Genomic DNA, 12946 nt, shown 5'->3' on the forward strand with positions numbered 1-12946 from the left:
TTAATTAGTTAGTGTTTAAAAGATGTCTATTATCTTGCGACTGCCACGCACATTGTGTTGCGCGACAGGCAGGTGAAGATAAAAAGGCCCTAAATAGGCTGAATCCATGCGTTTGAAGTATACCTGGGCGTTGGCGTTGTTATTATCTGGCTGTCAATTGACTCAGTCAGACTCAACGTCTTCTACACCAGAAACCAATAAATCTGAGCAGACTGCAAAACAAAATGCAGCGAAGGCTCAACCGGGCAACACATCGTCTTTAGCAAAAAAATCCGCTAACGACGCGCCTAAAGTTCTTTCCCCTCAGGAACAAGAAGATGTATGGCAACGTATCGCCATGCAACTTGAAATGGATATCCCAAACCATAAGAAAGTGGACTACTACCGTACGTGGTATCTAAAGCACCCGAATCACCTTTACACAGTGTCTAAGCGTGCGACTCCTTTTCTATACATGATCACAAAACGTATCGAAGAGCGTGGACTCCCAATGGAGCTTGCTTTGCTTCCTGTGGTGGAAAGCTCATTCGATGCCTTTGCCTACTCACACGGTAGCGCGGCTGGATTGTGGCAATTTGTCCCTGGCACCGGAAAGATGATGGGACTAGAGCAAAACTACTGGTATGACGGTCGCCGAGATGTGGCAGCAGCAACGGATGCCGCACTGAACTACCTTGTACAACTAAACGAGCGTTTTGATGGTAGCTGGGAGCATGCAATTGCTGCTTACAACAGTGGTGGTGGCCGTGTTTCTAGCGCAATTCGTAAGAATAAAAAGCTCGGTAAACCTACCGATTTCTTCTCATTGGACTTACCAAAAGAGACCAGCAGTTACGTACCTAAGCTGCTAGCTTTGGCTGATGTCATCGCAAACCAAGACAAGTACGGACTTAATATTCCTGCGATTCCAAACAAGCCTGTTCTAACGCTTGTCGATCCGAAAGAACAGCTTGACCTGGCCATTGCAGCAGATTATGCCGGCATTGGTGTGAAAGAGTTACAAAGTTACAACCCTGCATACAACCAATGGTCGACTGCGCCTGAAGGTCCGCACCAACTTTTGATTCCGGTAGAGAAAAAAGAGACTTTTCTCACTAAGGTGGAGAAAAACCGTGGTAAAGGGATGAAGGTCGCTCGCTACAAGGTGAAGTCTGGTGACTCTTTAAGTGTGCTAGCTAATAAATACGGCACAACCACAAAAGTGATTCGACGTGCAAACGGCCTGTCGAATAACAATATTCGTATTGGCCAATACCTACTGATTCCGACGTCAACAAAAGACGATGCGAAATACGCACTAACGGCACAAAATCGATTAAGCAAGACTCAATCACGTGCTCGTGGACAACTCAAGCTCACTCATGTCGTTCAGTCTGGAGAAAGTTTGTGGTCAATCGCACGTGAAAATAAAGTGTCGTATAAATCGTTAGCAAAATGGAATGGCATGGGCCCTAAAGATCCATTGCGCGTTGGTCAAAAGCTCGTGATTTGGAAGGACTCAGACAAAGGTGCTGTGATTCGTACCGTTTTCTACAACGTTCGCTCTGGTGACACCATTAGCGGCATTGCAAGCAAGTTCAAAGTAAAAACGAACGACATCGTGAAATGGAACTCGCTACACAAGAATAAATACTTACAACCAGGTCAAAAACTTAAGTTGTACGTTGACGTAACGAAGGTAAGTGTATGAACCCATCAAGCAACCCACTTGTGATGCTGTTGGACATTTTTCGTTCTCCAACATCTTGCTTTCTAGCGCTTTACCAACGCGGCGGATGGGGATGGCAACCGTTCATCTTCTTGATGCTTAGTCCGTTTTTATTCTGGGGCGCTTACTTTTCGAATGTCGATTTCACGTGGCTCAGTGACCAACTTGCCGCGCAGTTTCAGCAAATCGACCCAAAGCAGATTGAGCTATTAGAGCCAAACACGCTAATGGCAAGTGCGATCATCAATGATGTATTCAACCGCTTTGCCACCTTACTGTTGCTTGCGCTTTGGTTCTTTCTTGCAACGAAGGCAAGCAAGCAACAATATGGTTACTGGAAGTGGTTTGCCGCGTCGTGTGCAATCTTATTCCCAGCAGTATTGGGCGATATCGCAAGCTACGCGAGCCTGTTACTCAAGCATGGTCAGGTGATGACTTACGCAGCAGATTTAAATAGCCTAAATGGTTTGTTAAAACTGCCACTCACCAACGAGTGGTCGCATTTTGCCAGCTCACTACCACTACTGCTGCCTTGGTACATTGTACTGGGCTACGGTGTTGTGCTTACTTGGACTGAGTTTGAACGTGGGCAAGCCTTGGTGATTGCAAGCCTGCCATGGGTATTCTTCTACGTTATTTGGGCGCTTTATATTGTGGTGACCTAAGCTAGTCATCTAACGTAAATGACAGTAACAATGGGTTATGATCGGAAGCGTCGCTCTGCGGCGCTTTCGCGTATTTGAGGGTCAGTCCTCGGTAAAATACGTGATCCAACGGTAATCCCGTTATAAATTGGACTCGATGATCAGGCGAGAACGTCACTTCTTGCAAGTCCGCGGCTTTTAAGGTCTGTCGCATCGCATTAACGCGAGATTCACTCCAACTATTGAAGTCTCCAGCGAATAGGATCGGCCCTGTATGATGCTTTAAAAGCATTTCAAGAGCCGTTAACTGAGAGACATACTCTTGCGTGCCAACCGTGAAGTTAATTGCATGTACATTCACCACAGCGAGTCTCTCGCCATTGCTTAATTGATATTGGCTGTATAGTGCAGACTTGGGTAAACGCAGCCAAGGCTCTTTAGACGTATAAGCACAGGCTTTTTCTGGTTGCCCTTGAGCGATACTAATCACACCCGCACCGCTGCCCAGCGCCTTAAAGGCACTCACTTGGTTGCTGACCCAGTTGCCATCCACCAACCATTGCTTAAAAGATGGTGTCATGCTGGCTTCTTGCAATAACAGCAGCTGCTTATCAGCAGAGAATTCATTGAGTGCGCTTTGCCAATTATTCCGGTTCTGTTTGTAGATATTCCAGACAAGTACATTGATTTCACCGCCCTGATCCAGAGCTTTTGAGCCGCTAAATTCGATACACCTAATATCCTGCGTCAGCTCTGAACCTGTTTGAGTAATGATTTGCGGCTGATCTGGTACGGTGAAAATAACCTGGAAGCCGACCAATACCGCCATAATAAGAAAAGCTAACGCCAGAAAAAAACGCTTAAACATACGACAAACCTGAATATACGCACCCTAAAACTGGAACAACCAACCTCGGGTTATTTGATTTCACTGAAAGTAAAAAACAAAAAAGGAGCCACTTGGCTCCCTTTTAGCATAATAAATACGAGACAGGTAACAAGAAACCTTAGATCGCGTCTTCGTCTTCTTCACCAGTACGGATACGAACCACACGTTCAACATCAGTAACAAAGATTTTACCATCACCAATTTTGCCGGTTTGCGCGGTTTCAATGATCGTCTCTACGCATTTATCAGCCACATCTTCCGTTACAACGATTTCGAGCTTCACTTTAGGCAGAAAGTCCACCATGTACTCTGCACCACGGTAAAGCTCGGTGTGACCTTTTTGGCGACCAAAGCCTTTCACTTCAGAGACGGTCATCCCTGTAATGCCAACTTCAGCTAGCGCTTCTCGAACATCATCCAATTTAAATGGCTTGATAATCGCTTCAATTTTTTTCATGTTCATCCCTTAAGCTTCAATCGATTGCGCTTATTATCGTTTAGCGTTTCGCAACATTCAATGTTTGTCTCTGATCCACCAGCGAAAATCCAGATTGAGCAAATTAACATAGCGAATATCGTGAGTTGATAAAACCCCAGTGAGGACTGCTCAATGCCCAATCGTCCAAGCTTTTTCAGACTCGCGTTTACTTCAAACTTGCGTAGTAAGCCGCTAGATTAGCGATGTCTTCATCAGACAACAGTGAAGCTTGAGCTTGCATAACAGCAGCAAGACCACCTGTTCGCTCTTTGTTTTTATAGGCTTTAATTGAACTGATAATGTATTGCTCGTTTTGCCCTTTCAGGTTTGGGTAACCCGGAATGACAGCAATGCCGTCGGCGCCATGACATGCTGCGCATACTCCTGCCTTTGCTTGACCAGCTGTGGCATCTCCCGCTGCTAGAGCATGACCACAGAACATGGTTAGCGCCACCATTGCGCCCATGATTGTTTTTTTCATTGCTTCACCTAATCAATTATTATTTAAGGATTTTTATATTTTATAATCGGCATTGTGGCATGAATTTTCATTACCTGCGCCAAATAAGTTCACAATCTTGACCATTAAACGCCTGATCAACGAACAGCTCTGCCACAGCAACGACTCGGTCTTGATACATCAAAATCGGAATTTGACGACGCAGCCAGCTTGGCACATTGTATTCTTGGAACAACTTCTTCAGTTTTCGACTGTGATTACGCGTGGTTGGATGCGCTGATAAGCCTTCCGGATTAAAGGTCACGCGAAGCAATTCTGGCTGACTCGGAAGCGCAATCGTTGCGTTGCTAGAACTCGTCGTTAAGGTCAGCTCCCCTAGCCGCTCTGGAAGCGATAAAACGGTATCGACTTGAATCGTACTTTGCCACTCAGTGACGTCAGCGATTTCCGTTACCCAATAGAGACGATTTCGAAAACGGCGCACTTCACCTTGTTTAAGTTGTAGTTTGGGGTTGGCATCTTGCTGAGCTAATGCGACTTCATTCCAGATAAGATTGAGTTGTACCTGAGTCGGCATACTAGTATTAAGCTTAGCCAGCCACATACGAATCAAGCGCGCACGCGCTAATTCACTGTGCTTAGCCAGTTCTTCAATACTCAAACTTAGATCCGTTTGTAAAGCGCGTTCAAACACCGCGCTCAATAGTTCATCCAATAGCGCTTCTTGTTGAGCACATAAGCTTGCACTGCGCTGAACCGCTTGATGGATACTCGGCCAGCGACCAGACAATTCAGGGATAACACAATGACGAAGAAAGTTACGATCATAACGAGTATCTTGGTTGCTTTCGTCTTCCACCCACTCCAAACCTAATTTAGTAGCCGCGTCTTCGATGGTCTTCCGCTTGATAGTAAGCAATGGTCGAACTAGGGACCCACTAGAAAACGGCATACTCTCCGCCATCGAAGATAACCCTTTTGGCCCGCTGCCTCGCTTAAGAGCAAGGAGAAAAGTCTCTAGTTGATCATCAGCATGTTGGCCGGTCAACAGTATATCGCCTTCTTGAATGTACTTAGTTAAGGCTTGATAGCGAGCTTCACGAGCAAGAAGTTCAATACTTTCACCATTGCTGATGTCTAAGCTCACTCGCTCAATCGAGCATGATATCCCTACTTGTTTTGCCCAAAGTAGGCATTTATCGGCCCAATCATCGGCATTCGAGCTCAAACCATGGTGCACATACACAGCGTGACACTCTATCGAATGCGCTTGTTGATAGCGACTGAGTAATTCGAGTAAAAGACGTGAATCCACGCCTCCGCTAAACGCCAAGACAACCTTAGTGCCTGATTGATAGTAGCGGCCGAGAACTTGAGCAAAATGCGGGTAAAGCGATTCCATAAGCGATCCGATAGGTACAAAAAAGGGCTGGACTCTCATCCAACCCTTTCTATTTTAACTGTTATCACTTGAGATATCAGCTAACGCTTAATAGCAATCACCGAAATTAACAGTAACCGTAGCTCATTAGGCGCTGGTAACGACGTTCACGTAGCGTCTCTTCATCCAATTGTTCTAGCTCTTCTAGCTGACGAAGTAGTGTTGCTTTCATATTCGCTGCCATTTGAACATGATCGCGATGAGCGCCGCCTAGTGGCTCTTCAATGATTTCGTCGATCAGTTCAAGCTCTTTAAGACGAGGAGCAGTTAGACCCATCGCTTCTGCAGCTTGCGGTGCTTTGTCAGAATCACGCCATAAGATTGAAGCACAACCTTCAGGAGAGATTACTGAGTATGTAGAGTACTGAAGCATGTTCACGTAGTCGCCTACACCAATTGCTAGTGCGCCGCCTGAACCACCTTCACCAACAACGTTACAGATTACTGGCACTTTAAGACCAGACATCACTTTTAGGTTTTTCGCGATAGCTTCAGATTGACCACGCTCTTCTGCGCCCACACCTGGATACGCGCCAGCCGTGTCGATAAATGTGATGATCGGCATGTTGAAACGCTCTGCCATTTCCATCAAACGTAGCGCTTTACGGTAACCTTCTGGTTTTGGCATACCAAAGTTACGTTTCACTTTCTCTTTGGTTTCACGACCTTTTTGGTGACCAATGATCATCACAGGGCGGCCTTCAAGGCGAGCCATGCCACCCACAATCGCTTTGTCGTCTGCAAACGCGCGGTCACCCGCTAATTCATCAAACTCCTCAAAAGCGTGTTGGATGTAATCCAGCGTGTAAGGACGTAGTGGGTGACGAGCCAGTTGAGCTGTTTCCCATGCGCCTAGGTCACTGAAGGTTTTTTCTTCAGCTCTAAGCTTTTCTTCTCAAGCTGTTCGATTTCTTTATCCAGGTCAATCGCAGAATCACCACCGTGACGAGAGACATCACGTAATGCTTCAATTTTCGCTTCTAGTTCTGCGATTGGCTTTTCAAATTCAAGAAAGTTTAGGCTCATCTATGAATCCTTGTTTACTCAGCGTCTAACATATTGCGCTGAATTTTTAGTTAAATTCGAGTTCTACCTGGCTTTTGCCAAGCAACTGTTTTAAATCGTCGAGTAATGTATCACTTGGCGTTACTCGCCACTCGGTGCCCAATGTTAACCGCGCTCTGGCGTCGGCACGCTGGTAGTATACATTGACGGGTACGGTTCCGGCTTTGTGCGGTTCTAAAATACGGCTGAACTGCTCAAAAAACTGATCGTTGATCTGAGTTGCATCTATCGATACCGACAAACCACGAGCGTATTTCTCGCGCGCACTGCCGAGATCCATAACTTCACGCGCCGACATTTTAAGGCCACCGTTGAAGTCATCAAAGCTGACCTGTCCAGAAACGACCAAAATTCTGTCTTTTTCGAGAAGTTCAGCGTATCGATCCAGTGCATCTGAGAACAACATCACTTCCATGCGACCACTTCGGTCATCCAGTGTCATAATGCCAATTCGTGTACCACGCTTGGTCGTCATTACACGAGCGGCAATAACCAAACCAGCCACCGTGACAGATTGGTCGCGACGCGTTGGCGTTGCGTCTTTTAGTCGACAACTGGTGTATTTGTTTAGTTCCTTTACGTAGGCGTTAATTGGGTGCCCTGTCAAATATAGACCTAGGGTATCACGCTCGCCCTCTAACCACACTTTTTCTGGCCAAGGCGGAACCTGCGTATACTTATGCTCTACTTCTTCAGGCGCATCCGTTAACACACCAAACATATCCGTTTGACCAAACGCCTCAGCTTGGTGATGTTGACTTGCTGCTTTTACCGCATCATTGAGTGACGCCATCATCGCCGCGCGGTGTGGGCCTAGTCGATCCAACGCGCCCGCGTAAATCAGCTTCTCTATCACTCGTTTATTGACGCGTTTTAGATCAACTCGAGCACAGAAATCAAATAGGTCTTTAAAGTGACCACCTTTATTTCTCGCCTCAAGAATCGCATCGATAGGGCCTTCACCTACCCCTTTTATCGCACCAATACCGTAAACAATTGCGCCATTTTCATCAACATTAAAGCGATATAGGCCAGAGTTGATGTCTGGTGGCAGCACGGTGAGCTTCATACGGAAACACTCATCGACCAAGCCAACGACTTTTTCCGTGTTATCCATATCAGCTGTCATTACCGCGGCCATAAATTCGGCAGGATAATGGGTTTTCAGCCAAAGAGTCTGATAAGAAACCAATGCATAAGCAGCAGAGTGCGATTTGTTAAAACCATAACCAGCGAACTTCTCTACCAAGTCGAAGATTTTCATCGCCAACTCGCCATCGATACCGTTCTTTATCGCACCTTCTTCAAAGATAGCACGTTGTTTTGCCATCTCTTCTGGCTTTTTCTTACCCATTGCACGACGGAGCATGTCCGCACCACCTAGCGTGTAACCCGCTAAGATCTGCGCAATCTGCATTACCTGCTCTTGGTACAGGATGATGCCGTAGGTTGGATCAAGCGTCTCTTTTAGCGACTCGTGTTGCCACTTTTCATCTGGATAAGAGATCGCTTCTCGGCCATGTTTACGGTCGATAAAGTTATCTACCATGCCCGATTGCAAAGGACCCGGACGGAAGAGTGCTACCAACGCGATAATGTCTTCGAAACAGTCTGGCTGAAGTCGTTTGATCAGCTCTTTCATGCCCCGAGATTCAAGCTGGAATACTGCTGTCGTTTCAGAGTTTTGCAACAAACGGAAAGAGGCAGGGTCTTCTAACGGTATGGATTCAATTTGAACCGGTTCTTTACCTTCTCGCTCTAGACGTGGGTTAATCAGTCCTAACGCCCAGTCAATAATGGTTAAGGTACGTAAACCCAAGAAGTCAAACTTAACTAGGCCAGCGGTCTCAACATCGTTTTTATCAAATTGAGTAACCGGAAAGTGACCTTCAGCATCTGCATAAATTGGTGCAAAATCGGTAATTGTTGTAGGTGAAATTACAACGCCACCAGCGTGTTTACCGGCGTTTCGCGTACAACCTTCCAAAATATGACACATGTCGATGAGTTCTTTAACTTCCTCGTCGGCCTCATACAACTCAGGTAGTGCAGGTTCAGCTTTAAACGCCTTATCTAGCGTCATGCCTGGATCGGGCGGGATCAGCTTTGAAATACGATCAACAAAACCAAATGGATGACCCAATACGCGGCCAACGTCACGGATTACCGCTTTTGCCGCCATGGTACCAAACGTGATGATCTGAGACACCGCGTCACGACCGTACATTTCCGCAACGTGGTCAATAACTTGGTCACGTTTATCCATACAGAAGTCGACGTCGAAATCGGGCATCGAAACACGTTCTGGGTTCAAGAAACGTTCGAACAGCAAGTCGTATTCTAGTGGATCCAGATCGGTGATTTTTAGTGCGTAAGCCACCAAAGAGCCGGCACCTGAACCACGTCCAGGACCTACAGGAATTCCATTATCTTTTGACCACTGGATGAATTCCATTACGATCAAGAAGTAACCAGGGAATCCCATTTGGTTGATAACATCTAGCTCTATCTGAAGACGTTCATCATATTCAGGGCGGCGACGTTTCCTCTCTTCCTCATCTGGAAATAGGAACTCTAAACGCTCTTCCAAGCCCTCTCGGGATTTCATGACTAAGAACTCAGTCTCTTTCATCCCTTCAGTTGGGAAGGCTGGTAGGAAGTACTCCCCTAAGCGCACAGTCACGTTACAACGCTTCGCTATCTCGACACTGTTTTCTAACGCTTCAGGAATATCAGCAAACAGCTCGCACATTTCTTCTTCTGTACGAAGATATTGCTGCGGACTGTAGTTTTTTGGCCTGCGCGGATCTTCTAATGTGTAACCATCGTGAATCGCTACGCGTATTTCATGAGCATCAAATAGGTCAGGACTCAGGAATACAACTTCATTGGTCGCCACTACTGGCAAGTCTTGCTGCTCTGCCAATTCAACTGCAAAGTGAAGATAAGTTTCTTCATCTGGACGACCGGTACGAAGTAACTCAAGATAAAAGCGATCTGGAAAATGCTGTTTATAAAAATCAACACACCCCTGCACTATTTGACGGTTGCCTTTCAAAAGGCCGCGACCAATTTCCCCGCTTTTACCGCCGGATAATACAATCAGGCCTTCAGACATTTCAGCCAACCAGGCTTTATCAATCACAGGGTGGTGTTGAACATGTCCACGTAAGTACGCTTTTGATATCAATAACGTCAGGTTCTTATAACCCACATTATCCGCCGCAAGCAAAGTCACTTGAGTCAGCTCTTCACCAAACTCGTCCGACTGCATTTTAAAGTCAGCACCTATGATCGGTTTAACACCACAGCCATGCGCCGTACCGTAAAACTTCACCAAACCACATAGGTTGGTAAAGTCGGTCAACGCCATTGCGGGCATACCGAGCTCAGCAACTTTCTTTACGATTGGCGGAACTTTGTTGAGGCCATCCACCATCGAGAAGTCACTATGAACACGCAGGTGGATGAATTTGGGATCTGACATTAACAGGTACCGTGTAACTCTATTTTGTTGGGGATTCTAACCTAAAGAGGTTGGGTTTATAACACCAATTAGATCGTTTGATTATTCTATGCCTAACGCTTTTTTTACTGGCTTGAAACTCTTGCGGTGTTCACTGATCACTCCGTGTTGCTCAATCGCTTCAAAGTGCGCTTTAGTTGGGTAACCTTTGTGCTTCGCGAAGCCAAATTGTGGATGAAGTTTATCCAACTCTTCCATCTCTTGGTCACGCACGACTTTGGCAATAATTGAAGCCGCACTGATTTCGGCAACACGTAGATCGCCTTTTACTACAGCTTGAGCATCCATTGGCAGCTCCGGACAACGGTTACCATCAATCAACACCAAATCAGGTTGAACCTGTAACCCCGCCACTGCACGCTGCATCGCAACCATGGTCGCCTGCAAAATATTCAGTTGATCGATTTCTTCAGGAGAACAACGCCCGACCGCCCACGCCAATGCTTTTTCTTTGATTTCAGGAAGCAGCGCCATGCGTTTCTTTTCGGTCAATTTTTTCGAATCGTTCAAACCTTCAATAGGATTGTTAGGATCAAGGATAACCGCAGCGGTGACGACGTCTCCCACCAAAGGGCCACGTCCTACCTCGTCGACTCCGGCCACAAACTGATAACCTTGTGGATATTCAAACGGAGGGAGTTCAACTTTGGTTTTGGTCGCTTTTGGTTTAACAGCCATGATAAATCTCTATTTTTCAATCAGTTTTAGAACCGCGTTTGCGGCTTGTTGGTCCGCATCTTTACGAATCCAATGATGCATTTCCGTAAACTTATCTAACATCGGTTTATTGTCGCTTTCCAATAAGCGAGAAACCTCAGTAAACAAATTGTCTGGTGTGCACTCATCTTGTAGATATTCTTTGACGAGCTCATCATCCGCCAAGATATTCGGCAATGACACATACTTCGTTTTCAATAAACGTTTAGCCAAGAAAGCGGTAAATGCATTCACACGATAACCCACCACCATTGGACGCTTGAGAAGCATACACTCCAACGCTACGGTACCAGAGGCCAGCATCACTGCATCGGATGCGGTGATGACGTTACGTGCGGTGTCATCAACTAACTTGAAGTCCAACTCTGGTGCGAGCTCTTTCCATGCTTGTTCAAACTGCTCACGGCGTTTTTGATTAACAAGTGCGACAACAAACCCCAGTTCTGGAAATTTTTTATGAAGTAACTTGCAGGTTTCAATAAATGGCTCAGAGAGCATTTTTAACTCGCTACCACGACTGCCTGGCAGGACAGCAAGCCACTTTTTATCTTGTTCTAAACCAAGCAACTCACGTGCAGGCGCTTGCTCTGATTCAAGTGGGATGGAATCAGCCAAGGTATGACCAATGAACTCGCAAGGTACATTAAATTTGTCGTAGAACGCTTTTTCAAAAGGAAGAAATGCTAACACCAAGTTCGTTGCCGCTTCTATTTTAAAGATGCGCTTCTGACGCCAAGCCCAAACAGACGGACTCACGTAATGAACGGTTTTAATGCCCGCTTGCTTGAGGTCAAGCTCCAGGCGTAAGTTGAAGTCAGGAGCATCGATCCCGATGAAAACATCAGGCGGATTCTGAGTAAAATACTGAACGAGCTCAGCTTTCACTTTAAGAAGTCTCGGTAAGCGGCCTAAAACCTCGACCAATCCCATCACCGCAAGCTCTTCCATATCAAACAGAGACTCGCAACCTTGGGCTATCATTTTCGGACCGCCAATGCCTACGAACTCTGCGTCTGGATATTGTTGCTTTACTGCTTTGATAAAGCCTTCACCTAGCGTATCGCCAGACAATTCTCCGGCAATGATGCCAATACGTAATGGTCTTTCCATATCTACTTCGCTATTTTTCCTGTGCGCTATGGATAACGGTTTGCCTTATCCATAAAACACAAAAAGATCGTAACCTCAAATTCGGTCACGATCTTTTTATTTATTGGTTCATTCGCCAATTAACGAATAATGCCACGTTCCGTCGTTTCCAGAATATCTGAGAAACGCTTCACAGCCGGCCACTCTTGAGCCATTTCAGCCAGAATAGGCTTCACTTCTTCTAGCGTCTTACCTGAACGATAGATTTCTTTATACGCTTTTTGCAGCGCACGAATCTCTGGTTTCTCAAAGCCGTTACGCTTCAAGCCAACAAGGTTCAAGCCGAAAGGAGTCGCGTGGTTACCTTGCGCGAGTACGTAAGCTGGGACATCTTGCACCACTGCTGAGCAGCCGCCAATGTACGCGTAGGCGCCCACTGTACAAAACGGATGAATCGCAGACAGTGCCATCACACCGGCATAATCTTCAACAGTAACGTGACCACCAAGAATCGAGTTATTACCGATATGAGTATGGTTACCAATAACAACATCGTGCGCAATGTGTGCATTCACACATAATAAGTTGTCATCACCAATGATCGTGGTTGCTTTGTCTTGCACTGTGCCGCGGTGAACTTGGACCGCTTCACGAATGACGTTACGATCACCGATAACCACAGTTGTGTCTTCACCACCGTATTTTTTGTCTTGGTTTTCTTCGCCAATGACAGCATGTGGGAAAATACGGTTATCTTTGCCAATAGTCGTGTGACCTTTGATCACAACGTGAGACATCACTTCTGTGCCTTCACCAATTTCAACCGTAGAGGTGATGTACGTAAAAGGACCTACTGTTACGTTAGCACCAATTTTGGCGCCCTCTTCTACCACCGCTGCCGGGTGGATTTTAGCGGTTTCATGAATCAT

The 12946-nt window shown here is 46.1% G+C and carries 10 protein-coding genes and 1 pseudogene; 2 read left to right on the forward strand and 9 right to left on the reverse strand.

Annotated elements, in window-relative coordinates; all coding sequences use genetic code 11:
* The first annotated feature begins 106 nt into the window (after positions 1 to 106).
* Positions 107 to 1690 carry a lytic transglycosylase gene (locus P4S59_RS11285; RefSeq protein WP_337168412.1) on the forward strand — a complete coding sequence of 528 codons (1584 nt, stop codon included), beginning with the start codon at positions 107 to 109 and terminating at the stop codon, positions 1688 to 1690.
* Positions 1687 to 2373: a YIP1 family protein gene (locus P4S59_RS11290; protein WP_104969701.1), complete on the forward strand. Its 687-nt coding sequence runs from the start codon at positions 1687 to 1689 to the stop codon at positions 2371 to 2373. The genes P4S59_RS11285 and P4S59_RS11290 overlap by 4 nt, the downstream gene beginning before the upstream one ends.
* A gap of 1 nt (position 2374) precedes the next feature.
* On the opposite strand, the gene P4S59_RS11295 is transcribed toward P4S59_RS11290, so the two are convergent.
* The 9 genes and pseudogenes from P4S59_RS11295 to lpxA all read right to left on the reverse strand — a co-directional run bounded on the left by P4S59_RS11295 (position 2375) and on the right by lpxA (position 12946).
* Positions 2375 to 3220 carry an endonuclease/exonuclease/phosphatase family protein gene (locus P4S59_RS11295; protein WP_237308246.1) on the reverse strand — a complete coding sequence of 282 codons (846 nt, stop codon included), beginning with the start codon at positions 3218 to 3220 and terminating at the stop codon, positions 2375 to 2377.
* 139 nt (positions 3221 to 3359) lie between these two features.
* Positions 3360 to 3698, reverse strand: coding sequence for a nitrogen regulatory protein P-II (gene glnB, locus P4S59_RS11300; protein WP_005436810.1), 339 nt, complete (start codon positions 3696 to 3698; stop codon positions 3360 to 3362).
* A gap of 187 nt (positions 3699 to 3885) precedes the next feature.
* On the reverse strand, positions 3886 to 4200 hold the full coding sequence (locus tag P4S59_RS11305; RefSeq protein WP_256935674.1) for a c-type cytochrome: 315 nt from the start codon (positions 4198 to 4200) through the stop codon (positions 3886 to 3888).
* Positions 4201 to 4270: 70 nt separating this feature from the next.
* Positions 4271 to 5581, reverse strand: a complete 1311-nt coding sequence (gene tilS, locus P4S59_RS11310; RefSeq protein ID WP_301659732.1) for a tRNA lysidine(34) synthetase TilS — start codon at positions 5579 to 5581, stop codon at positions 4271 to 4273.
* Positions 5582 to 5687: 106 nt separating this feature from the next.
* A pseudogene (gene accA / locus P4S59_RS11315) lies at positions 5688 to 6646 on the reverse strand (acetyl-CoA carboxylase carboxyl transferase subunit alpha).
* A 46-nt stretch (positions 6647 to 6692) separates the two neighbouring features.
* On the reverse strand, positions 6693 to 10172 hold the full coding sequence (gene dnaE / locus P4S59_RS11320) for a DNA polymerase III subunit alpha (protein WP_256956206.1): 3480 nt from the start codon (positions 10170 to 10172) through the stop codon (positions 6693 to 6695).
* Positions 10173 to 10253: 81 nt separating this feature from the next.
* Complete coding sequence (rnhB, locus tag P4S59_RS11325) at positions 10254 to 10889, reverse strand: ribonuclease HII (protein ID WP_167426315.1); 636 nt, start codon at positions 10887 to 10889, stop codon at positions 10254 to 10256.
* A 9-nt stretch (positions 10890 to 10898) separates the two neighbouring features.
* A complete protein-coding gene (gene lpxB / locus P4S59_RS11330; RefSeq protein ID WP_006741666.1) occupies positions 10899 to 12038 on the reverse strand; it encodes a lipid-A-disaccharide synthase in 1140 nt (379 codons plus the stop codon).
* Between the two features lie 119 nt (positions 12039 to 12157).
* Positions 12158 to 12946, reverse strand: a complete 789-nt coding sequence (lpxA, locus tag P4S59_RS11335; RefSeq protein WP_203347008.1) for an acyl-ACP--UDP-N-acetylglucosamine O-acyltransferase — start codon at positions 12944 to 12946, stop codon at positions 12158 to 12160.

It is taken from the genome of Vibrio sp. M60_M70 (assembly GCF_037162085.1).
GTDB lineage: Bacteria > Pseudomonadota > Gammaproteobacteria > Enterobacterales > Vibrionaceae > Vibrio > Vibrio diabolicus.